Genomic DNA, 24,744 nt, shown 5'->3' with positions numbered 1-24,744 from the left:
GGAATCGCTTCCGGCCTTTTTTTATGAGTGTGCTGTTTTAGGGGTTCGTGACTGGTGCGATCAAATGGTGACAGACAAGGTAGCACCGTCTTTGATCGTATATTTCTTCGACTGGCCGGCCTTTGTAGTGATCACTTCGAGCTTATTGCCTGCCATGCGCTTTACTTCCAGATCGAAGGTGGCGCCGAATGCCTGTACGTTGCGCAGCGCCATCTGGTTCCAGGCAGCCGGTAAGCGGGGCGTACAATCAAAACTGCGGAAACCGGTAGGCCGCATACCAAACATACCTTCGGTATAGATGCGGCAATAAAGGCCGCTCTCTGCCGAGAGGTGGCGTTGGTTGCCTTCGGGATATGCTTCGACCGCGTACGGCACGTGCTCGCCGAGCAGCCGGCGGCGTGAGTAATATTGCAGGTAGTCGAATGCTTTTTGTGTTTCGCCTGCTGCGAATACGCCGCGCAGGGCATAGAGCGTGGAACGATCCCAAAACGTTTTATTGCCAGCGAGCGATGCCAGTCCGTCGTCGGTCCACAGGCGGGGGGAGAAGAGTGCTGCGATGGTGCCTTCTTTGCGTTCGAACAGGTCAACAATGAGGGGTGAGCAGATCCAGGCGCGGAGGGTATCGTTGCCTTCATAATACCGGTAGGTATTGAACCCATCTACCGTTGCGCCGAAATACCGGTCGATGTTGGTACGCAGGGTGGTAGCCTCTTGCTGGTACTGCTGCCATTGCGTTTTGGGCAGTGACAACTGTTTGCCGAGCATGGCTGCCGAGCGCAGGGCATCGTAATAGAGGATGCTGGTATTGAGGTTGGCTTTGCCGGCCGGGAAACGGCCTTCCAGTTCATCGCTGTTGGAGCGCGGCACACCACTTTCATTGAGCTGGCGGCGCAGGTATTCAAGGCTCCATTCGATGAGGGGCCACAGCACCTTTGCCGAATCGATGTTGCCGTAGGCCAGCGCATAACGTCCGGCGCCATAGGCGATCATGGCCATATCGCCACGGTCTTTGGCGCCGTGCCATACGCCATCACCTTCGGATATGATGGAACTGGGGATGGGTTTGTAATCCGGGTTCATGTAATGGGCAAACCAACGGTAAGCATTCATGGCGGACCTGTTGCCAATGTCATCACCCAGGAAGGCGAAGAATGGATTGATGTATTCGGCCTGGTCGTTGGCCCAGATAGCGGCATAGTAACGCAAACCACCGGGACCGTGGAGGTAACCTCCTTTGGTAAGGTAAATACTTTCCGTGGCCCTGATCTTCGCAAAGGCGAATGCCGTGTTCAACATTTCATTGGGCGTTTCGAGACGCAGCAGTGATTGTATGCCTGCCACCCGCTGGCGGCGCGCCTGTTCTTCACTTTGTATGTTGGCGGTTACCCCCTGCTCATTGTTTCGCACCGCCTGATAGGCAAGTGCAAAGACAGCGGAATCGCCAGGCGCCACGGTTTTGAGCCCCTCTCCTATGGTTGAAATGATGAAGCTATGCTGTGCGGGTTTGGAGCGTTCGGCTGCTGGCTTCACGACGCGTTGCAGGTATTCCATTTCTATTTTTACCGGCTGTTTGCCAGTATTCACGAATACCATTTTCTCCAAGGCGATGGGTTTATCGACGGAGGGATACAAGGTACGCTTCAGTAACAGGTCTTTGTTTTTTCCGATGAGGCTTTGTACTTCCATGATGCCTTTGTGACGGATGCTCACAACCTGCTCGGGCATGTCCTCTGCCACGGAGGCGTTGTAAACGCCGGCCCGCAACAACTTATCATTGATGAGAATGCGGGGCAGGTCATTGTCGGTTACATTGTACATCATGCTGGCGATGGTGCGCTCGGGCAGTAAACGGAAGGATGGATATACCATGGTGCGGTTGAGCGACAATCTGCCGCCTGTATCTACCCCGTACTGCACCCAGTATGAGACTTTCTCTCCGCTCATCTCTATGTGATCGCGGTGCGGTAAGCGGCCGTTAACACTCCACAGGATACTTCCATCGGCTTGTATGGCCCAGCGATCCAGCTGCTGCGGGGTTTGTGCCGTGAGTTGCTGCGACAACAAAAAGGCCGCCGCCATTGTGTTGACAAGGAATCTTCTGGTCTGGTGGTTCTTTATCTGTACAGGCTTTGCAACGTTGCGAGCGGCCTGTTGTAACTGAAGCGAATCGTTCATTTTCATGTATTGTTATTACCTGTTCGTAAAATTCGTTCAAATCACCATCGATGATGGCCGGCATTTTTGGCAAAGCATTCACCTATTCTGGCAAGGGGCGGAAGGTATGTGTTTTTTGTGCTTACTTTCAACTCTTAAACCATGCTATATGCCCGCTATGATCCGTAAAAAATACCTGACTTTGTTTGCCGTTGGCTCATTGGCCACGATGGCCTTTACTGTGAGCCGTTCATTCGGCTGGCAATCGAAATTCGTGCAAGCCGACAACAAAGGAAAACTCACTTATACGCCCGATGCCAGGGGCAACACGATTCCCGACTTCAGCCGGGTGGGTTATTACCAGGGCGACAAGGTGATACCTGTTTTGCCGGTGGTGACTACCATTGGCCCTTCGAACGATGCGGCTCAAAAGATACAACAGGCCATCGATGCCTTGTCGAAGCAACAACCCGACAAGAATGGCTACCGGGGCGCAATTCTGCTAAAGAAAGGCAGTTACAATATTCCTGTTACGCTGCAGATCAATGCCGGTGGTATTGTGTTGCGTGGTGAAGGCAACACAGAAACCGGCACCAAGCTGATCGCTACGGCAAACAATCAAAAACCGCTCATTGACATCAGCGGCAGCGGTAAAGCAAAGGCTACCGGTGAGCGGATCAAAATTACTGACGCTTATGTACCCGTAGGCAGCTTTAGCTTCCAGGTAGCGAGTACCGCAGGACTGAAAGCCGGTGACGCGGTGATGTTGTGCCGGCCGGGCAGCGAGCAATGGATACGTGATAATAAAATGGACCAGATCGAAGACCGGGGCGGCACGAAACAATGGAAGCCTGCTGAATACTCCCTCGAGTTTGAACGTGTGATCACCCGTATCGATGGCAACAAGGTATATATCGATAACCCGGTAATGGAAGCGCTGGATGCGCAGTATGGAGGCGGCGAGACCTACCGCTATGCTTTCGAAGGCAGGATCAACAACGTAGGTATAGAGAACCTGTATATGGAATCCGTATACGAAAGTGACACGGCCGAAAACCATGCCTGGGATGCCATTAATATCGACCGCGCCGAACATGGATGGGTGACGCAGGTAACCTCCCGTTATTTTGGCTATTCCTGTGTGAACATTGGCGGTAGCGCCCGGTTCTTCACAGTACAGGACAGCAAGTGCTTCGATGCGAAATCCAAGATCACCGGCGGCCGTCGCTATTCTTTCTGCAACAATGGCCAGTGTAACCTGGTGATGAATTGCGAAACCACGGAAGGCCGTCACGATTATGTGACCGGAGCCCGTACGCTGGGACCCAATGTGTTTTACAACTGCAAGGCCCGTAATACGCATGCAGATATTGGTCCGCACCACCGCTGGGCGGTAGGCACCCTGTACGACAATATCGTGACCGATGGAGAGATCAATGTCCAGGACCGGGGCAACTGGGGCAGCGGCCATGGATGGGCCGGTGTTACGCAGGTATTGTGGAATTGTACGGTTAAGAAAGCGGCTGTACAAAGCCCGTGGGCTTCGGGCAAGAACTACAGCATCGGCACAAGAGGCGAAAAGGTAGCAGGCCGCCTGAAAGGGAGGCCCGATGGCGAGTGGGAAGGACAGAACCAGGAAGGCCTTCAACCTGCTTCCCTCTACCAGGCGCAATTAAAAGCAAGACAACAACGATAATAAGTCTTATGAAAGGAACACTCTTCTTACTGCTCAGCATCTTATGCCTGCATGGTTATGCAGCAGACGTAAACGTGAAGGACTTTGGTGCCACCGGCGATGGTACTACACTCGACTCTAAAGCCATTCAACAAGCCATCGATGCCTGCACAAAGCAAGGTGGCGGCAAGGTGATCTTCCCGGCAGGAAAATACCTGAGCGGCACCATCGTGATCAAAGACAATGTAACCTTGCTACTGCAAAAAGATGCGTTGATCCTGGGCAGCACCGATATCAACCACTACGATAACATCGATCCGTTTATGGATGGGCTGGGCATCGATGTGGGCTGGGCATTGCTGGTGGCAGTAGATGCTAAAAATATCGGTATTGAAGGAGAAGGTGCTATAGACGGACAAGGCTCTAAGCTGAAAGCACAACATGTATTAACCGATACCAGGGGTGAAGCGAAGATCTGGGGACGTCGGCCTTTCCTGCTGCGCATTGTGCGTTGCACCGGCGTAACGGTGCGGGGTGTGTCGCTGTATTATGCAGCTGCCTGGACCTCTCATTATTTCCAAAGCAGGCAGATCCTGATCGAGCAGGTGAAGATCGTGAGCCATGGTGTGGCGCACAACGATGGCATGGACATCGACGGCTGCCAGAACGTGCAGATACGCGACTGCGATGTGGAAAGCGGAGATGATGCGCTGTGCTTCAAGACTACATCAAGCACCATGGCCTGTAAGGATATTACCGTTACGCGGCTGCGTTTAAAGAGCAACCAGGCTGCCATTAAGATGGGTACTGAATCGATGGCGCCCTTTGAAGACATCAACATTTCGCATTGCGATATTTACGACACACGCAACGGCGGCATCAAACTGCTAACAGTTGACGGCGCACACCTGCGCCGCGTAAATATTTCGGACATTACCATGAAGAATGTGCGCACGCCGATGTTGCTGCGCCTTGGATCGCGCCTGACTGTTTTCCGGAAAGGAAAGGATACACAACAACCAACCGGCAGCTTTGATCAGGTGGTGATCCGCAATGTGAAGGCAGAAGCGGCTGCCGATGCGCAACTGAAGCCTCCTTCGGGCATCCTAATTACCGGTGTTCCGGGGCACACGATCAACAATGTAACGTTGGAGAATATAGAGATCAGTCTGGCCGGTGGCGGCACGGCTGAGCAAGCCCACCATGCGGTGCCGGAAGCGATCGATCAATATCCCGAGGTAAAGACTTTTGGGCCATTGATCCCTGCGTATGGCATCTGGGCCCGTCATGTAAAAGGTTTGAAACTCAAAAATATCCGCTTTCACCTTTCGTCGCCCGACCTACGCCCTGCTTTCATCGCGGAAGATGGCGAACAGATTGAACTTACCGACTGGCAGGTTTCGGCCAGTGCCGGCACCGAATCGATCGTACGATTTGAAAATGTACGGGGTGCCGTGGTACGCGGCTTTACCGTAAAAGGCAAGGCGGCTGCTTTTGTAAAAACGGAGGGCGAAGCGAGCAAGGGCATTAAGACCAGCAAAGCCAAATACGTGAAAGCGGATCTTTGATCTGCTTTCACCTTGTTGTGTAATGTGGAAACTTGACCACCTTCGCACTGTAGCCTTCGCGGCGGTCATGCGCGGCGGCTGCGGCTGCTGTTTAATAGCGGTGTTACGTTAGTTATTTCCTCGTAGACTCTCTTGGTATCAAGGCTGAATTGAGGACTATGGTTTCGGAACCATAGGCGGGCTTATTCTTCTCCAGCAAGCGAAACAGTACCGACGCCGCTTTCTTCCCGATATCGAATGCGGGCTGCGTGATGGTAGTGAGCGATGGATTGAGGAGGGAGGCTGTTTCCAGGTTGGAGAAGCTGATCACCTTGATATCTTTCGGTATGGATATTTTCAATTCTTCACAAACATGGTAACTGGCAATGGCCAGCTTCTCTACAGATGCAAAAATACCATCGGGCCGTTTTTTACCTGTCAGCAATTTCCTGAGCACCGGATAGCTTTCTCCGTTGTCATTGCTGCATTGGATGATCAATTTTCTATCTGGCTTAATATTGTAATGCTCGAGGGCTTCGAGATAACCCCGCATGCGTTTGTTCGTAATGGACAGGTGTTGTGAGAACGACAGGTAGGCGATCTGCTTACAGCCACTCTGGATCAGGTGTTCGGTGGCTTTGAATCCGCTATCGTAGTCGTCGGTAGTGATGCGGGAGGTATCGATGGCATCGCAAACGCGGTCGAAGAAGATGATGGGTACGCCTTTGTTGTGCAATTCAACGATGTGGCTGGTATCTTCTGTATTGGCCGATACCGACATCAGTATTCCATCTACGCGCCCGCTCTGCAGGTGGCGGGTGATGGACACTTCTTTCTGAAAATCTTCGTGCGTGAGATAGATCAGAACATGGTAACCTTTTTCCTGGGCGATGGATTCAATGCCATTGATGGCCAGTGAAAAGAAGTTGTTCGCCACCTCGGGTATCACGACGGCAATCGTGCGGCTCTTTTGCTTGCGGAGGCTACTGGCGTATGGGTTGGGCTCGTAATTGAGTTGCTGGGCTAGTTCGAATACCCGCTTCTTCGTTTCGGGACTGATATCGTAACTGTCGCGCAGGGCCCTGGATACGGTAGATATGGCAAGGTTGAGCTCTTTCGCCAACCGCTTGAGGTTTACAGGTTCCATAACAGAGAGTGCTTTAGTGCTATCACGCAGGACTAAAGGTACGCAAATGTTTCCGGAAACGGTTCTGCAAAAGGCTGGCAACCGTCCATGAATTTCCGAAAATCAGGAGCTTTGATCCATTATGAAACACTGCTGTAATCTCTGAACCAGGCTCCTATAGCTTCCTGAAGCTGACTGTTCTTCTTCCCTGCCCGTCCCTCACCACCAGGTGGTAAATACCAGCGGGCAAATGAGCGACGCTGCAGTGAAAAAGCAAATTTGCGGATGTGTAGGTATGCAACAACATACCAGCGGCATTATATAGAGCGATCTGGTGTTGGCCCTCGCCCAACTCGCCCACATACAGGTAATTGGACGACGGGTTGGGGTACAAGTGCAACTTGCCGGCCTTGTTGCCGGCCTCTCCAGTGTTAAACAGCATGTATATCGTATTGTCGTCGCAGGCGGCTACCAGATCGATAAGTCCGTCATTGTTGATGTCGGCGAGCTGCAACTGGAGCACATTGGCCGGCATGGGTAGCTTAACCGGTGATTGAAAGCCACCATCGGACCTGCCAGCGAGGTAGAACAGTGTATCTGCAGGGGCTCCATCCCCGTCAATCTGGTTGAGTACCAGATCAGGGAAACCATCGCGGTTGAGATCGGCGACCTTCAGCAGGCTGGCGCTGATGGCATGAGGGCCTACCTGCGGGATGCGTACCGGCCTGGCAAAGGCGGTATCAACAGTATTCATCAATAAGAGCAGGCTATCGGATCCGGGCATATTATCGAAAGAGGAATATAGTAACAGCAGGTCTTCGCGCCCATCGAGGTTAAGGTCGGCCACAGCGGCGCGGGCGGAGGTTTGGGTTTCGAGATATTTATCGACAAAACTGCCATCAGGTTGCTGGTAGCAGAACATCACCCAGGGAAAAGCGCTAGTGACGAGGATATCGGGCAGGCCGTCACCGTTCTTATCTGTTACAAATATTTCCTGGCTGGAATCGAGCTGTGAGGGATAGGATTTCCTCGGGTGAAAAGTTCCATCCCCTTTGTTGATGAATACATGCAGTGCGATGAGGTGGGCAGAACCGCTGGTGGTGGTTATGATGTCTTCATAGCCATCTTTGTTGATATCGGTACAGATCACTTCGCGGCCGTGCACCCCGGTGGCAAAATATATCCCGGTGCCGAAATCGCCCGCGGCGTTTCCGTAAAACACCCGGATGCCATTGTCCCAGTAACTGGAGATAACGAGATCGGGAAAACCATCTTTGTTGAAATCGGCTATATCGCAGCGCTGGTAATTGATGGGTTTGGGGTGCGATTGCTCATGGCCAAAGCGGCCATTGACAACGCCCTGCAGGATGCCAAATTCTGGCGTGTTGGCGTTGTACATGACGGTGATATCGGGTATGCGATCGCCGGTGATGTCCTCGACCTTAAGGCCCACTACTTTTTGCTTTACAGGATACGCCACGATGGAATCGAACCGGGCTCCCTGGGCGGCAGCCAGCGCATTCCAGCACAGGAGTGCCGGCAACAGCAAACTTTTCATACTTGATCAATTTTCAGGTAAGGTAATCGGCAGGCATGCTGCGGAGGGTGGTGTGGGCATGACAGCCTCCAGGTCGATGCCGCTGCACGGGGAATGTTTGAGTGGACAGAACGACGATTTGCGTGTTTGAAAGATGCGGTATCACGACTGAAATACTTCACCCCCCGGAGATCTGGAGCACCTATCGCCACAATTCATCCTGCACGATCTACATCCGAACCGGTTTACTCACAATTCATGCAGGCAAATTAGGATTACAAGCAAGGGGCGTTTATTTTAGCCTGCGCTCCCGCAATATGAAACTGGCATACTACACCAAAAAAGACTGGGTGATCATCGGACTGCTGTTGCCTCCCGTGATCATATTAGTCAATTATTGCATTTTCGGAAAAAGGTATTTTTCCGGAGCAGGTATCTTTTGGTGGTCGACGCTGCTTTCGGGCGGCTTTGGCCTTATTTCCTGGTACTTGCAGATACTGATCGCCCTGGTGATGAATGCCCGCTACCCGAAGTACAATCAAACTATCCGCCGCGTTTTGCTGTCCATGGCCCTGTATGTAGCGGTGACGGTGATCACCGTGGCCCTGGTCTTCGTCCTGTATGACCGGGTACACTTCTTCGCCTATGAGTTGAACGGCTGGCACCTACTGCTGGCTTGCGTTTCGAGTGCAGGAGCTTCCGTGCTGGCGGCCAGTTTCCATGAGGGGGTTGCATTTTACGAGAAATGGAAGAAGGTAACTGACGAAGCCGAGCAATTGAAAAAGGAAAACCTGCAAACCCAACTGGAGAGTTTAAAGGCCCAGGTAAATCCACACTTCCTGTTCAATAGCCTCAATTCACTTTCCTCGCTGATCAGCGAAGACCCAACGAAAGCCGAAAAATTCCTCGATGAGATGTGTAAGGTGTACCGGTACCTATTGCGCAATAATGAAAGCGACCTGGCCCCTTTGTGGGTGGAAATGCAATTCATCCAATCATATTATCACTTGCTGAAAACCCGGTATGGCGAGAGTCTTTTTCTGGAAATAGATATACCCGACGAACTCGTGTGGTACCGCATCCCCTCCCTCACTTTACAAATGCTGGTAGAGAACGCGGTTAAACACAATATGATGCTGAAGGACCGACCGTTGCAGATCATGATCACCACAGTTGCCGGACCGCGACTGCTGATCTCGAACAATCTTCAGCGAAAGAAAAGGATCTCTTCGAACAAAGTAGGACTTAACAATATCGTCAAAAAGTACAAGCTATTGAAGCAGGACGATATCATTGTACAGGAAGATGAGAAAACCTTTGCCGTGGTGGTGCCGCTGATCAAGGTAGAAGACGAGGTCGTGATCTAAAGCCTCTCCTATTGTTTCTTCAATTTATAAACATCTTTCCTATTCGACTCATAACTACGTGACAGCACAATCGAATCACCTTGTCTGGAAGCTTTATATTCCTCACTCAGGATGAGGGTCCAATCAAAATCGGCTGTATAATACAGCGAATCGAGAAACTTAATCGTATTGTCTTTAACAGTAAATGAACCTCTCCCGATAACGGGATACCGATAGCCAGGCGCTCCAACACTGCCGCTATACGTATTGCCCTTCAATTCAAGCGTGATGGGCACGATGGCGCCACCGGTATTGGTTTGCCGCTGAAAGGTTCCTTTAAATGTTCCACCTGCCGAAAGCTCCTCCCGAACTTCCTTTTCCTCTTTGTCCTTACTGCACCCTATAACTGATATCAACAATACAACGATTAGATATGGCCGCATATGAACTGTTTTCATGGTTGACAGCCGTCGTTGTATGACCGTTGCATGGCGCGGGATACGGGCAGACACAAAAAAGGTGGACTGCCTGAGTGGTCCACCTTGCCTGCCTGAACAATAAGCTGTTAGCTATTGTCGCTGCCGGCATTGTTTTCGTTGTTGTTATTGTTATCGTTCTGTGGCGGAGTGTTGCTCCTGTTCTTCCCGGAACGCTGGTGATAATAGTCCTTTTGCGCCTGCAATACCGCTTTATCGCGTTCCTGCCTCAGGTCGCGGATGGTGAGCCTTTTTTCGTGCCCGGTCATATCATCCTGCAGCCTGACGGATTTGATCCTGTCGGCATAGTCCTGTTTGATATCCTGAACGGTGCGGTCCAGGCGGGAGGGTCTTGCCGGGTATCCCCACGCATAGGGCGATGGGCCATACCAGGGGTTAAATCCATAATATGGATAAAAGGGAGCATACCCATAGCCTAATCCGAGCCCTACTGCTACGTGGGGGCGTACATAATGATGGGTTCCCCCGCGCACGATGACCTTTTGAGCAGCAGCGCCAAATGCCAGTCCGATCGACAACAATACAAATAGCAGCTTTTTCATAACAACTCCTTTTTTGCTATAATAGACCATTAAGGAGGTATAAAGGTTTACTGCGCGGATGTTGCAATAACCATTCAATAACGAAGGGCAGCCCCGGAGGACTGCCCTGTGTTAACAGAATCAAAAAACGGTATGTACCAAGCGGGCAACTGCGTTGCAGCTGCAACCTTTTTGTGTCGTTATTTGTTAACGCAGCAAAGCGGTGGCGCACCATAGCACAGGCGCCTGGCCGTGCATATCGCCGATATTGCGCTTGCGATCTAGGTAATACTGGCGATCATTCTTTTTGTTGGTGCCTTCGCACACTTCGCTGATATCTCCTTTTTCATCGATATAGGTAATAAGTGCCAGCCAGGCTTTACGGGCGGCAGGTTCATAAGCTTTCTTATCGAGCCAACCTTCTTTTACGCCGGTGATCATGGCAAAGGTAAACATGCCGGTAGCCGAAGTTTCGGCCCAGGATTCCGGATCGTCGATCAGCTGGCGCCACATGCCTGTTTCGGCCTGGTATTTCAGCAAGGAAGACATCATGAGTTTATATCCCTGCATAATGCGTTCGCGATTGGGATTGTCTTTAGGCAGTGAACGGAGCAGTTCGGCCATACCTACTGCCATCCAACCATCGCCGCGACCCCAGAAATAAGGTACATCGGGCGCATGGTAGAACAAGCCGTTGGGCTTTTGCAGGGAATCGAGGTACACGACCATTTCCTTTGCCGCCCTTTCAATGTAGACCTTATCGCCGGTGGCGCGATAGGCCTGCGCCTGCACGGCGGTGATCATGAACATATCGTCGATCCACATGCGGGTCATCCAGGTGAGGCCACGGTTGTAAAAATCATGGCTCTCCGGTTTAACGCGCGGGCCTTCGGGAGGTCCCCATTGTTTATCGGCGATGCCTTTACCCATGTCGAGGTAGCGCTGATCTTTGGTTTGCATGTAGAGTTCCAGCGGCACGGAGCCAAACACGGCATAGTCTACGTGATCGGGTTTGGGGATCATGCTGGCTTCTGTGCTGAAGAAAGGTTCGAAGCGGCTGGCCAGTTGCTGGGTGAGGGCTTTGTCTTTGCTTTGCTTGGCAAAGGTGAGCGCTCCATACCAGGCGCATACTTCGGGATAGGTGATCACTTTGGGCGGCTGCGGGCGGCCGAAATTGGGATGGGGCACTTCCACAAAGCGTGCAGCCACCTTCTTCCCTACTTCCTGCGGAGAGGCGCCTTTGGGCCAGTTCTTCAAACCACCGGCCTCTTTTTTAGACTGAGCATTCCCTGCGTAGCCGGTGAGGGTAACCATACCAGCGGCGAGGAACAGGCATTTCATCGTTGTATTCATTGTTGACATGATTGTTAGTTGTGCAAAAATGAGCCACCGGTGTTTTTCACCGGTGACTCAACACTACTTAATAACAGTTAAGTAAAGTGAGCTTTTAAGTGATAATTGCTTGCTCATGCTATTTGTAAACCTTGCTATATTCTGCGCACTGAACTTAACTACTGCAAGAGACTAATTATATCCCAATATAACGATGGCGGTGTTTACTTCCTATTCAGCTATTTTAGCAAGCTGGGTGCATCACCGTTACCGAACCGGCTCGAGCCTGATGCTTTTCAATTTGAACAATTCTTTCCCTTGCTGCAGGGGTCTCACCACAATCGTGTACACACCGGGCTTACTGACCGTCGTGATCGCCACAGCATGCTGAATGAACATCAACGGATTACTTTTATCGAACTCAGAGCTGCGCAATGTCCGGAAGAGATAAGGCTTTCCATTTACCTGCAGTTCACCTTCCTGACGGGCGCTTTCTGTCCCGCAGGCATATTCTAGGATCACTTTAAAGTCGGCCGCTTCGGTGATGCGTACTTTAAAAGAGGCACTATCGGCAGGTCCCTGCATATTGGTTACACATACCGCATGTTTCCAATCGCCAAAGTAATGGCTGTAGGTAAGACTTTTGACCCGCGCACTATCACTGGTGCTGGCGTGTATAGCTTCTATGGTATTAACAGGTACCTGTGCCGATATGGTTACGGGCGCCGCCGCATCGTAAGCAGGCGTTGCCCCCTTGTATTCCAACACCAATACCGTGTTGGCACTTTGTGCCTCCATCGGCGGCGCCTGTACGATCACATCAGCACCGGCTGTTGAAAACGCTACCGGCTTCTTGCCTATAAGCGTGTACACTTTTGTTACAGCCACTTTACAATTGGGCAGTAGCAACTTACCATCCTGGGGACGGACGAGTACGTGCAGGTATAATTTACCCGGCTTTGCTGTTGTAACGCCCCAGGGTTGTGCAGGAATAAATCCGTAAGAGGTAGCGTAAATACTCTCTCCATTCTGTGCAAGCCATCGGCCGGTGGCCTTGAGGTATTGTTCCGAATAATAGGGAATATTACCCTTCCCATCGGGCCCCACATTCAACATTAGGTTGCCGCCTTTAGAAGCCACGTTGGCCAGCAGGCGAATGATCTCCCGCGGTGACTTAAAGTTCATATCGTGCTCTATATAACCCCAGGAATCGTTGTGGGTATAGATCGACTCCCACACTTCATTAATGGGCGCTGGCGGCACTTCCGAATCGCCGAAATCGCGGTAATCGCCGAGCCCCTGTCCCACCCTGCTGCTAAAAAGACTATTGGGTTGCAGTATGCGAAGACTATCGACCAACTGCTGCGTTTGTTGTTTGGTGAGACCACCCGGCATATCGAACCACACGATACCGAGCGGGCCGTATTGTGTCATCAATTCTTTGAGCTGTGGGATTGACTTCTCCCGGTAATAACGTTGATAATCTTTTTTCGACTCGTCAAAATCCCAGCGGTTGCCGCCGCCATTGGGTTCGTGCCAGTCAAGGAATTGAGAATAGTAGAAACCAAATTGAATGCCCTGTTTACGCGTAGCATTGGCCAGGGCTTTCATGGGGTCTTTTTTATAGGGCGAAGCTTTTACGATGTTGAAATCGCTCACTTTGGAATCATACATGGCAAATCCTTCATGGTGTTTGGCTGTTATGACCATGTAGCGGATGCCTGCGTCTTTGGCAAGAGCAGCCCAGGCTTCGGCGTTAAAGTTGACGGGATTGAAATTGGCCGCTTCGGCAGCATAGGTTGCGGCGGGAATTTTGGCCTGGTTCATGAGCCATTCTCCGCTGCCGTAGTAGCGTTTATTGTTCCAAACTCCGCCGAGTTTGGAGTAGAGTCCCCAGTGAATGAACAGGCCGAATTTGGCTTCTTTGAACCATTGAATGTTGGGATGTTGCCGGCCTGATGCAGACTTATCCCACATTTCATCCTGCGCGTGAGCGGCAGTAAGTTGGCCAAGCAGTAAGGCAGCAAGCGCTAATCGTTTGATGTACATGAGCTTTCTATTACGGAAATGTAGTTATTTTCTACGCAAAAGAAAGACTCCCCGCCTTTTGCAGGTTGCAGTAGTTTGCCCTTTATTAAGCTCTATTGGCAGAAGCAGCTGTATAGCCCCTGGCAGCGCTACGATCAGCCAGCCATCTTTTGCCTCAAATAGCTGGGCCCGCCGGTGTTAACCAGACGGGCCCAGATGGTTGTTCACTAAACTATACTCAATTCCACGCAGGGAAATAGAGGTCGTTCCGATAAGGCTCGCCGGTGGTCACCCGGTTGAGCTGATCGAGGGGAATTGGGCGAAGTATGTGTCTTTCCTGGATATTGTTCTTTGCATCGCCATTGTACAATTTTACCCGCTCGATGAGCTTGCCTGTGCGCACCAGATCCCACCAGCGCAGGTTTTCACCCAGCAATTCGCGCGTACGCTCATCGAGGATGAAATCGATGCCTTTGGCATTCAGCACATCGGCCGTAATACGCATATTGGCAATATTGCCGGTAGATGCTGCTCTTTCACGAACAGCGTTGATATACGTTACCGCTTCATCTACGCGATTGGTCTTGAGGGCTGCCTCTGCGGCGATGAGGTAAGTTTCTGCAAAACGGTATACGATCACCGGTCTGATGGATGGATCGTTCACCGATGCCTTCTTACTATCGAAATACTTGGTCACCGTAGGCGCTATCCTTGAATCGTACAGGCGGGGAGGTATCAGTAAATAAGGGGCGGCAGCGACCTCCGCATTCGTTTTATCGACGCCGGGCATAAAGATGGCAGTATCTCCTATATTCTTGATCTTGGGTTGTCCGGCTACGGCGCCAGCAGGTGCGCCTGGCGGCAAGGGATCGGGCCATTTTACGGCTTCGATATCGGCCTTGTCTTTGGAATTGGCGATCCACAATGTTTGAAAGGTTTTAGCATAACGGGTATCATTGACCCGGTCTTTGAATGCGGAATCAAGCACCCAGGCTGTAGGCACGCAGCGGATATAAGGACGTCCATACTCTTTGCTTCTTTTGAGGCCCATTTTATCGTATTGCCCAACATACATATGATTGAGTACATTATCGGCGCCTCCACTGTTATTGGGACCATTGAAAGCGATGTTGGAGGTATGCTGGACACTCCAGATCACCTCTGCATTGTTCTCATTGCCTTCTTTATGCACATCTCTAAAATCGGGCAGCAGGCTCAAGCCATAAGTACCTTTCTTATCGATCAGGTCTTTGGCCAGCTTATACGCCTCTTCATAATCAGTAGCCGCTTTGGCGGGCGAACCAGCTTTGGCGAGATATACTTTTGCCAGGAGGTGGCGGGCGGCGGCCGCACTGGCCCGGCCCGGCTGCACATTGCTGCTGCGCGGGCCCGCGGGCAGGTCGGTCATTGCATCGGTAAGGTCCTGGATGATCAGCTTATACACATCGGCCAGCGGATCTCTTTTGGCACTGGTGAGTGGCTGATCAACAAACTCCGAGTAGATGGTTACATCCCTGAAGAACTGTGCCAATACAAAATAGTATTGGGCCCGCAGGAACTTCGCTTCGGCCACCAACTTCTTTTTGGTATTTGCGTCCATGGTTGTTTTAGGCGCGTAAGAGATGACCCCATTGCAGGCATTGAGATAGCGGTAAGCATTGGTCCAGATGTTGCGCGTTTGTCCATTATTGTTTGTATAATTGCTCGCGTAGTTATTGATATCGGTATTACCATCAATGCCTCGCTGAAACTCATCGGTACCTATTACCGTCATGGTGAACAGGTCCTGGTTACCCCAATAATTGCGCATGCCTGCGTAGGCTGCTTCAAGTCCCGCATTAAGCCCTTTTTCCGTACCGAGGAACTCGGGGGTAAGGATCGACTTAGGTTCTTCTTCGAGCAGCTTGCTGCATCCGGCTGTAGCCATTGCCAGTACCATGCTGCCGTATATAAATAGCTTTTTCATGATGAACAGTTTTGCTTTTTTGAATTTGATCGTTTAGAACGACACATTGAGTCCGAAGATGAGCGACCAGGTAGGCGGTGTATCTACAGAAAGGTTGGTGCCTGTTGTAGGGCTCGAGGCACTGCCACCCGCTTCGGGATCCAGGCCACCCAATGGGTTGTTGCGGAACGGAGAGAAGAGAATGAATGGATCTCTCGCTGTTGCATACAGCCTGATATTGCGGGCGCCTGTCCGCTTGATGATAGAAGGCGGCAATACATAACCCAGGCTGATGGTACGGATCTTCACAAAGCTGCCATCGAAGAAGCCTAGCAGGCCAAGATTGGTAGGATTTTGCCGGCCATAGTTGGGTTTGGGATATTCATTCTCGCCATTGGTGGGCGTCCAGTAACGGGTCTTGATATTGTTGTAAGTACCCTGGAAGGTGTTGACAAACCCACCGCCATGCAGGCTGCTGTTCATCATAGCTCCCCATCTTGCAAAGGCCACTACCGTAAGATCAAAGCCTCCGTAGGTGAACCGGTTTGTCATACCGCCGGTCCAATCGGGCTGGGTGGTGCCGATGATCTTCCTGTCGAGGTCGTTGATAACGCCATTGCCATCGAGGTCGGCCACACGGATATCACCGATCACGCTACCGGAGCCGGTGGTAGTTTGCCCCAGGCGTACCGCCTCGAGCGAATCGGCTTTGGAGTTTTGCCAGATACCTGCTTTCACGTAATTGTAAAACACGCCAATGGGCTGCCCAACAAACCAGTTGTTGCCGATATCCTGTGTGATGCCGTCGGCCAGTTGCGTGATCTTACCGCGGTTGATGGAAAAGTTAAGGTCGGTGGTCCAGCCAAAACTATTTCTTCCTTTGGGCACCATGTTGGCCGAGGTGATCTGGAACTCGATACCCTGATTCTCCGTTTTACCCACGTTGGTGAGTACCGAGTTCTGGATACCATTGGTGGGTGGCAGGTCCTTTGGCAGCAGCAGTTTATCGGTCCAGGCTTTGTAGAAGTTCAGGTTACCGGAGATGCGGTTATTGAGTATACCGAAGTCGAGGCCCAGCTCGGCGGTGGAGGTATACTCCCAGGTAAGGGTATTGTTACCTACATTGGTTTGGTAATAACCGCGGCTCATGGTTTCGCCAAAGTTGTAGACCACACCACCGAGGCGGGGCAAGGTTCCATAAGGACTGATGGAAGCATTACCTACCCTGCCATAGCTTGCCCGCAGGCGCAGGCTGGAGATGGCATCTACCTTGAAGAACTTTTCATTGTGGATATTCCAGGCTGCTGCCGCAGAAGGGAATACCTGCCATTGTTCTTCTTTGGCGAGGCGGGATGAACCGTCCGAACGCACCGTGAGGGTTAACAGATAACGATCATCGTAGCCATAGTTAAGACGGCCCATATAGGAGACCAATCCCCATTGGGAGTAGCCGCCACTACCGGTGAGGTTGAAGCCATATTCGGGATTATAATATTCGAGGTAATCGGCTACGATATCCCTGTTCTCAAATTCGTTGTTATTGGAACGCTCCTGTTGTGCACTGAAGAGACCTGTGAAGTTGACCTTATGCTTCTCAAAAAAGGTATTATCATAGGTGAGCAGGTTCTCGAGCGTCCAGCTGGTGAGGTTGCTGGTGCGGTTGTTGGAGAGAGACTGCGTACCCATCTGATTGGTCGATTTGCTGGCATAGAAGGCGCCGTATACATCGGTCCTGATCTCGGTACCTGCATTGAGGCGGTATTTCAAACCCTTCAGCAGAGGGCTGAGATTTACGTCGAGGTAAGCTGAGGTGAAAGTACCCAGTCTTCTTCTTTTCTCGGACTTGGCGCCTGGCTGGAAATCGGCCAGCGGATTCCATACCTGGCTTTGACTGCCGGGCAGGAAGTCGTTGCGCAAGATACCGTCGCTATCATAAGGGCCTACCAATGGCGAGGCACGCAAGGCCTGCGACATGGGATTGAATCCTTCGCCGAGGGTGGTTGAATAGTTATTGAGTGAACTTAACCCTACTCTGAACAGTTTACCCAGTTGCTGGTCTACGCTGAGCTTGATAGAGAAACGTTCGAACTCCTGACCAGGAAATACGCCTGTCTCTTTGTAGTAACCACCGGATATGGCGTACTGCGTTTGCTCGGTACCACCTGATACACCGATCTGGTGATCGGTTTGAATACCTGTTTTATAGATAAGATCCTGCCAGTTGGTGCCGGGACCTTTGAGACCTTCCAGTTCATCATTGGTAAATGCTTCGGAGATGAGCAGAGGATCATTGGGTCCGGAGTATTTCTTTACCGGGTTGTTGCCGGTGGTCCATACGCCAAAGTAGCGCGCCCACTTTTTAAGTTCGGCAAATTCCTGTGCATCCATGAGATGATATTGACCGATGGACTTTACCACGCCAGCATAGCCGCTGTAGGAAACGATGGGCTTGCCATTCTTACCACGGCGTGTGCTGATGAGGATTACACCATTGGCGCCCCGTGAACCATAGATGGCCGTAGAAGAGGCATCTTTCAGTATTTCTACCGAAGTGATGTCATCCTGGTTGAGGTCGTTGAAATTACCACCGAATGGAATTCCATCTACAACAATGAGAGGAGCATTGCTGGCGCGTACCGAACGTGCGCCTCGTATGAGTATCGACACACCTGCACCTGGCTTGCTATTGCCACCAACTTTTTGAATATCGACACCGGCCGCACGCCCCTGCAAGGCAGATGCCACACTTTGAGTGGGGATGTCTTTGATAGACTGTTCGTTCACGGATACCACCGAACCAGTGATCTCCGATTTGCGGCGGGTACCGTAACCTACAACCACCACTTCATCCATAGCGGCCTTACCGGGGGTAAGTGCCACAGACACACTGAGCAGGTCTTTATCGGTAGTGACAATTTCATAATCAGCATACCCTACATGCGATATCTGCAAGGTTGAATTGACCGGCACGGTGATGGAGAATGATCCATCGGCCTGGCTAATGGTGGCTTTATCGAGACCTTTCACGACCAAACTAACGCCCCCCAAGGGAGCGCCTTTTGCGCCGGTGATAACCCCTTTCACGGTTATCGTTTTGCCTTCGCCCGATTGGGCAGCAGCAGGCATGTGCAACAACAGGCAGCTCACCAGCATGGCCAGCGCCGCGCACAGCAGGTGCCTGTTGTTCGTTCTTATCCGCCAAACGGATAGTAGCTTAGTAATGCAAGCAAATTTCATAACGGCAGTTTTATTAATGATTAGAATACAACATTTCGTTCTCTATGGGACATGAGCAGGCCTGTACGCTGCCTGGTGCAGCATACCGTCTCGCTATTTTCCAGCATGTAACCTTCTCTAAGGGCAAATAATTCCCGGTAGGCTGTCGATGCAGCTTACGGCCTTTAAGGAATGGTACAGACTTACAGGGGGGAATTAATTGATATGCTCAACGAACTTTAAGCGGGTCCGGCAACGAAGATTGCGATTGCCGGACCCTGCTGGTGCTTTATCAATAAACGGGGCTACAACTTCCCCTTCAATTCAATTTTTATCACAGATGCCACGGGGTCTACAGCCTTTTCGGGTAAGGTGATCGTTAACAGATCGCCTTTGGTATTTGTCTTTACCGACTTACCGGTGGCCAGGAGTTTGGCGCTGCTTACTTTTTTGCTGATGCCCGGTACTTCCAGTTTGCCATTGGCGGGCCACTCAAATACGGAGAGATAGAGCACGGTGTTGCCGTTCTCTTCTTTCCTGGTACAACGTCCCCAGGCCAGTGGCTTCAGCGGACTTCCGGCAGTGCCATAGATAGCTTCACCATTCACCTTCATCCACTCTCCTACCTGCTTAAGCCGTTCTATGCTTTCGGCTGGTATGGAGCCATCGGCTTTGGGGCCAATATTGAGCAGGTAGTTACCACCTTTCGAAGCGATGTCGATCAGATTTTGAATAAGGGTTGTAGCGGGCTTCCAATTGTTGTCGTAGCTCTTATATCCCCAGGAGCCATTCATCGTCATACAGGTTTCCCAATCTTTTCCATCCATCTCTCCTACTTTGGGGATACGCTGCTCGGGGGTGGTGTAATCGCCGGCAAAGTTGGGACGTTTCAACCGGTCGTTGGTGATGATATTGGGCTGAAGCTTGAGCACTTCATTGAACTTTTCGGCAAATGTGTCTGTCATATCGGTTGGCGTATCCCACCACAGAACCGCTACGTCGCCGTAGTTGCTCAGGAGTTCCCTTACCTGAGGTACAGCCACTTCATCGATGTATTGCGCCATCGTTTTGGTAGTTTGTGCGGGATCCCAGTGTCCTTTGTTGGCAGCGGTATACGCATCGATGCGGGCCGAATCGGGATTGGCCCAACCTTCGGAGGCAACTTTACGAGCCGCTGCGCCGCCGGGATTGTTCCAGTCCTGCGCATGAGAATAATAGAACCCTAATTTAACACCGTACTTGCGACAGGCTTCGGCCAGGGGCTTCAGCAGGTCTTTTCCATAGGGCGTAGCATCGGCGATATCCCATTTACTGGCTTTGCTGTCGAAGAGTGCAAAGCCATCATGGTGCTTGGCGGTAATGACGATATACTTCATACCAGCCTCTTTTGCCAGGCGTACCCAGGCATCGGCATCGTATTGTACGGGATTGAACTCGCGGGCAAATTGTTGGTAATCTGCCACCGGAATCTTTCCCCGGTTCATGATCCATTCGCCAATGCGATTGATCTTTTGACCTTTGTAGGTTCCGGCGGGCACGGCATACACTCCCCAATGGATGAACATACCAAAACGGGCCTCGCGCCACCATTCCATACGTTGTTCTTTGGAAACGGCTGGCGAAGGCTGGGCCTTGGCGGTGTACAGGATGCAGGATGCCGATAGCAAGCAAATAAAGCGTCTTATCATGGGTGCAATTAATTTAGAAAACAGTATCCGTAATGAACAGCAAATTACCCAGATATCCCGTAACCCAGATTCAGTTTTTGGCATACTATTCAATTCTATTAGCATAATATCAGGACAGTTCAGGACAGATTACACAGCTGCGATCCTCCCCCACTCGGCTACCTGACTGCATCAAAAAGGCCCTCCGCAAATGCGGAAGGCCTGTATACCAGCAACACCTTGTAACCTGCTGGATTTATGGAACGATCTTCGACTCGAAAGCTGTGTGAAAGGTATCTATGGCCATTTTAGCCGGCAAATAGGAGGTCCTGTATTCGAAGGACAATCCTTTTTTGAAATCGGGCAGTTTAGTGGCTTTATCCAGGGGCCATACTGCTACTTTGTATTGCGCTCCAGACACGCCGGTATACCGGATATCGACCTTTACGCATTGTGCCGAGGCGCCCGACCATTCGAGCCTGGCCGTATCGGCACTGTAGGCGATCGTCTTCAAAGGGCGGTTGAACAGTGCACCCGCATAGTGATCGCCATACACCATGCCAATGGTATCAACCTTTACCGATGAATGTCCCTGACCATCGTACGTATAGATCTCGAAAGTGTAGGCTTTTTCGCTCATTTTATCCAGCACCACTTTTATCGTATCGACATTATTGGTTCGCTTAACCGGTATGGTGACCGAATCGGCCCCATCGTTCCAGAACACCTTGCATTGTACTATGGACGGATCCGAGAGCAGCAACCAGGACAAGCCGATCCTGTTGCGGCCGGGATACACTTTCAGTGAATCGGCTCTGCCGGTATAAACGATCTCCCCATTCTTCGTAAATTCTTTGGTGTAGTCTTCCATCTTGCTACAGGCAAACAGGCAAGCTGCGCCCATCAACAGGCCGAAGTATTTTAAAGATCCACGCATGATCTTATTGAATTATTGGTTATAAATTTTCAGACCCTGGGGAAGCTATTGCCTTTGACCCCAGATCTTCATTTCTGTCAAGTGGAAGAAACCTTTTTCGCCTCCGATATTGCCCCAGCTATCGATGTTCTTCCAGGCAACATACCGCACGGCGGGCGCCGACACCAGGAAATCATACTCCTGTCCCGCTGCTGCTACATCGGCATCCTGCGATGTTTCGGCACCCGGCGATTCGCCCCCGGATGGTTTAGCCATTACGTACGAGCCTAGCAGCACCCAGCTACTGGTATCAGTGGGATTATTGGAACCCCAGAGTTCCCAGCGGTGGGGATTCCCGTGGTTGTAGATATAGCCTGCCTGGCGCTGCCATATTTTGTACCGGCTGAGCTTGGTCGTGCGTCCCAGATCGAAGGGCAGCCAGATGGGTTGGTCCAGCTTTTCGTTGGTATGGAATCCATCGCCCGATGAGATGATATCGTTGAACATCTTATCAAAGGTCCAGCTGCTGAGGTTGCCCGGGCTAACCATGGGCAGTCCGGAGGCCGGCAAGGGCGCCCGCTGCGGAATGGGCCATGCATTCCGTTTGTAGGTAGGCGCCGGCAGCAATTCTTCCGGTACCGGTGTGCGTTTAATGGTCAGTGTGTCGGATCGGTTGTTCCAGCGGTCACGCACAAAGAGCCCAAAGGTGCGCTCTACGGGTGGCAATCCGCGCGAAGAGAAATCACCCTGCTGCAGTTCGGTGTATTCCGCATCGAGGCTACGCCATTCGCCGGCCGAATCGAGCAATACTTCTATCACCACTTTTGCTTTATAAATATTCTTGTAGGTAACATTGATGCCCCCGAATGTATTGATCACCACCAAGGAGTTGTAAATATCTTCGATAGCCGGCGGCAGGGGCTTCACCTTCACCGTCACCGCCTCTGAAGGTTTTTCGTTTCGGCTCACGGCATATAGTACCACATCACGCTCGCGGGTGTCGCCGAATCCCTGCACGGTGAGGTTGTTGTTGAAATAGGATGCCCTTTCTTCCATCTTTACCCCATTGATCTCGTACACGGCTTTTACGTAGAGGAGGTTGGGGTCTTTGGGCAGCGTATAGCTGATCTTTGCTGCACCCGGCAGGTTCTCGACCAGCGTATTGGTAACCGGCGCCGGAGCATTGCCATCGCCGGTAGGTCCTAGTATTTCTTCTTTGCAGGCTGCCACCATGATCAACATCGTTGCGGCCAAAAGTATATTGATGCGTTTCATCGTTTCGGTTTTAAGGTTTTACCATCCTGTATTTTGTACAAGGTTCCTGTTGGTCAGCAGCTCATTGATGGAAATGGGCCAGAAGTATTCGCGCATGCGGAAGGTTTGGTTGAATAGCAACACTTCCTTGTAATACGCTGCCGGATCAAGCTGTTCGATATCCCAACCTTTGATAGGGCGGTTGAGCACTTCGTGCGCAAGTTTCCAGCGGCGGAGGTCCCAGAAGCGCTGTCCTTCAAAGGCCAGTTCTATGAGGCGCTCCTGTTGAATGATATCACGCAGGCCGGCTTTAGAACTGAATTTGGCGTTTTCGCGGGCATAATTGGACCATGACTCTTCTACTGTCTTTAAGCCTGCGCGTGCTCTTACCAGGTTAATCCATTCGAGGGCTCCCGACGAGGGACCACCTGCTTCGTTCAGGGCTTCGGCATACAGCAGGTACAGATCGGCCAGCCGCATCTCAGGCCAGGGATATTGTACAGTAGTCATAGCACCGTCGGCCGCACAGGCGGTAGTGATGCCAACCAATTTTTTGATCCAGTATCCAGTAATGGAAAAGTTACTGATGCCCTGGCGGGCGGCAGTTTCTCCTTTGCGCGCACGGATCACAGCCAGACCGGTGGTATCATAATTATTAATCCAGTTGCCGTACCAGATGCCCCGGTCAAAACCAAGGTTAGCATAAAAGCGCGGCTCGCGATCGTAATGTAACTGGACCGTTTCCTCTCCCGGCTTTACATAAAAACGTTCTGCATTTACGGCTTTACGCAACGCGTAACGGTTGCTATAGTCGTACGTGATATCCTGATCGATGGGCACGCCGTTCTTGCTATAGAACAGCTCGGCCATTTTAATAGGCGGTGCGATGATCCCCTTGGGGCCACTGCTAGCTGTACCTGCATTGATGAGCGGCATACACCAGCGCTGGATATCCCCTGCCCTGCTGAGCGTGTTGTGCCAGATGACTTCCGAATTGAATTCCTTATCGGTTACCGCACCACGAATATCCAGTTGCCGCCTTGTTTCGGGCACGAGGTTGTATGCAGCACCGGTATACTTGTACAGGGAGTACCCGTTGGTATGACAAAACTCTATCGCTTGTTTACAGGCTTCTGCCGCCCTTGCCCATTTCTGCGGATCGAGGGTGGTATTGAAGAGCGGTTTACCTCCACTCTTGGGATCACTCATGCCGGCATATTCCGTGTTACCATTGAACAGCGGACTGGCAGCCGTTACCAGCACTTTTGCCTTAAAGGCCGTTACAATGCTCTTGGTGATGCGGCCCAGCTCGGTGGCTTCCGTACCTACGATGCGATCGGGCAATTGTTCATTCTCCATAACCTCATCGAGCAGCTGCACCACGTAATTGAAGCCGCTATCGACATGATCCCGGTACACCTTCACCGCCTCGGGCTTACTGCCAACGAGCAGATTGACCTTCGTTACAGGTATGGGACCATACATCCTCAGGAGATAAAAATGGTAATAGGCTTTGAGAAACTTCACTTCGGCGCTCCAGCGGTCTTTCTCAAAACGGTCCATATCGGGCACATGGTGAATGTTTTCGAGGAAGATATTACAATCGCGGATGCCCGTAAATAAAGGCCGGCCGCTATTGGTGCCTTCCCAGAAATTGCCCAGCGGCGAGGAGGCATTCTGCTCCCCCCGGGCGATGTTCCAGAAATTGGTATTGATGTCTTTTGAAGGGAACATGTACCACAATTCGTCGCCTGCATTCATGGCCGGGTTATCATTAAAACTACCGGAACGCGGCATATAGGAATAACAGGTAAACAAGTAACGTTCGGCCGAAGACCGGAGGGTGAAGGCATTATCGATGGTGGCCACATTGTCGGGCACCACATCGAGGTATTTTTTACAGGCGCCTGTCGTCAGCAACAAGAGCAGCACGCCGTATAGCTTGAATGATTTCATGATGATTTAATTTTACACGACACTTTT

The 24,744-nt window shown here is 51.3% G+C and carries 16 protein-coding genes; 3 read left to right on the top strand and 13 right to left on the bottom strand.

Translation table 11 applies throughout. The annotated features are described in order from the left end of the window. Positions 1-60: 60 nt before the first annotated feature. Positions 61-2,181: a hypothetical protein gene (locus tag P2H89_RS33075; RefSeq protein WP_275835403.1), complete on the bottom strand. Its 2,121-nt coding sequence runs from the start codon at positions 2,179-2,181 to the stop codon at positions 61-63. 142 nt (positions 2,182-2,323) lie between these two features. On the opposite strand from P2H89_RS33075, the gene P2H89_RS33070 reads away from it, so the two are divergent. Both P2H89_RS33070 and P2H89_RS33065 read left to right on the top strand, forming a co-directional pair. Then, positions 2,324-3,850, top strand: coding sequence for a hypothetical protein (locus tag P2H89_RS33070; protein ID WP_275835401.1), 1,527 nt, complete (start codon positions 2,324-2,326; stop codon positions 3,848-3,850). A gap of 8 nt (positions 3,851-3,858) precedes the next feature. After that, positions 3,859-5,397: a glycosyl hydrolase family 28 protein gene (locus P2H89_RS33065; RefSeq protein ID WP_275835399.1), complete on the top strand. Its 1,539-nt coding sequence runs from the start codon at positions 3,859-3,861 to the stop codon at positions 5,395-5,397. Between the two features lie 112 nt (positions 5,398-5,509). Here P2H89_RS33065 and P2H89_RS33060 read toward each other — a convergent pair whose 3' ends face one another. Then, the gene (locus P2H89_RS33060; RefSeq protein WP_275835397.1) at positions 5,510-6,523 is read right to left on the bottom strand and encodes a LacI family DNA-binding transcriptional regulator; all 1,014 of its coding nucleotides are present in this window, start codon (positions 6,521-6,523) and stop codon (positions 5,510-5,512) included. A gap of 154 nt (positions 6,524-6,677) precedes the next feature. After that, complete coding sequence (locus P2H89_RS33055) at positions 6,678-8,060, bottom strand: T9SS type A sorting domain-containing protein (protein ID WP_275835395.1); 1,383 nt, start codon at positions 8,058-8,060, stop codon at positions 6,678-6,680. Between the two features lie 296 nt (positions 8,061-8,356). On the opposite strand from P2H89_RS33055, the gene P2H89_RS33050 reads away from it, so the two are divergent. After that, the gene (locus P2H89_RS33050) at positions 8,357-9,406 is read left to right on the top strand and encodes a histidine kinase (RefSeq protein WP_275835393.1); all 1,050 of its coding nucleotides are present in this window, start codon (positions 8,357-8,359) and stop codon (positions 9,404-9,406) included. Positions 9,407-9,414: 8 nt separating this feature from the next. On the opposite strand, the gene P2H89_RS33045 is transcribed toward P2H89_RS33050, so the two are convergent. From P2H89_RS33045 to P2H89_RS33000, 10 genes are all read right to left on the bottom strand, one after another. Then, a complete protein-coding gene (locus tag P2H89_RS33045; protein ID WP_275835391.1) occupies positions 9,415-9,828 on the bottom strand; it encodes a hypothetical protein in 414 nt (137 codons plus the stop codon). A gap of 122 nt (positions 9,829-9,950) precedes the next feature. Then, positions 9,951-10,424, bottom strand: coding sequence for a hypothetical protein (locus P2H89_RS33040; protein ID WP_275835389.1), 474 nt, complete (start codon positions 10,422-10,424; stop codon positions 9,951-9,953). 186 nt (positions 10,425-10,610) lie between these two features. Then, positions 10,611-11,765, bottom strand: a complete 1,155-nt coding sequence (locus tag P2H89_RS33035) for a glycoside hydrolase family 88 protein (protein ID WP_275835387.1) — start codon at positions 11,763-11,765, stop codon at positions 10,611-10,613. Positions 11,766-12,002: 237 nt separating this feature from the next. Further along, positions 12,003-13,784, bottom strand: a complete 1,782-nt coding sequence (locus P2H89_RS33030) for an alpha-L-fucosidase (RefSeq protein WP_275835385.1) — start codon at positions 13,782-13,784, stop codon at positions 12,003-12,005. Between the two features lie 217 nt (positions 13,785-14,001). Then, the gene (locus P2H89_RS33025; protein WP_275835383.1) at positions 14,002-15,729 is read right to left on the bottom strand and encodes a RagB/SusD family nutrient uptake outer membrane protein; all 1,728 of its coding nucleotides are present in this window, start codon (positions 15,727-15,729) and stop codon (positions 14,002-14,004) included. A 33-nt stretch (positions 15,730-15,762) separates the two neighbouring features. Continuing rightward, positions 15,763-18,945 carry a TonB-dependent receptor gene (locus P2H89_RS33020; RefSeq protein ID WP_275835381.1) on the bottom strand — a complete coding sequence of 1,061 codons (3,183 nt, stop codon included), beginning with the start codon at positions 18,943-18,945 and terminating at the stop codon, positions 15,763-15,765. A gap of 284 nt (positions 18,946-19,229) precedes the next feature. Further along, positions 19,230-20,612 carry an alpha-L-fucosidase gene (locus P2H89_RS33015; protein WP_275835379.1) on the bottom strand — a complete coding sequence of 461 codons (1,383 nt, stop codon included), beginning with the start codon at positions 20,610-20,612 and terminating at the stop codon, positions 19,230-19,232. A 235-nt stretch (positions 20,613-20,847) separates the two neighbouring features. Beyond that, positions 20,848-21,528: a DUF4998 domain-containing protein gene (locus P2H89_RS33010; protein ID WP_275835377.1), complete on the bottom strand. Its 681-nt coding sequence runs from the start codon at positions 21,526-21,528 to the stop codon at positions 20,848-20,850. A 45-nt stretch (positions 21,529-21,573) separates the two neighbouring features. Continuing rightward, a complete protein-coding gene (locus tag P2H89_RS33005) occupies positions 21,574-22,782 on the bottom strand; it encodes a DUF5000 domain-containing lipoprotein (RefSeq protein ID WP_275835375.1) in 1,209 nt (402 codons plus the stop codon). 18 nt (positions 22,783-22,800) lie between these two features. Then, entirely contained in the window at positions 22,801-24,717 is a 1,917-nt protein-coding gene (locus tag P2H89_RS33000; RefSeq protein WP_275835373.1) for a RagB/SusD family nutrient uptake outer membrane protein, read from the bottom strand. Positions 24,718-24,744 lie beyond the last annotated feature (27 nt).

It is taken from the genome of Paraflavitalea sp. CAU 1676 (assembly GCF_029223285.1).
In the GTDB taxonomy this organism is placed as follows: Bacteria; Bacteroidota; Bacteroidia; order Chitinophagales; family Chitinophagaceae; genus Paraflavitalea.
The sequence above is the reverse complement of the archived record's forward strand: the minus strand, read 5'-3'. Positions and strand labels throughout refer to the sequence as shown.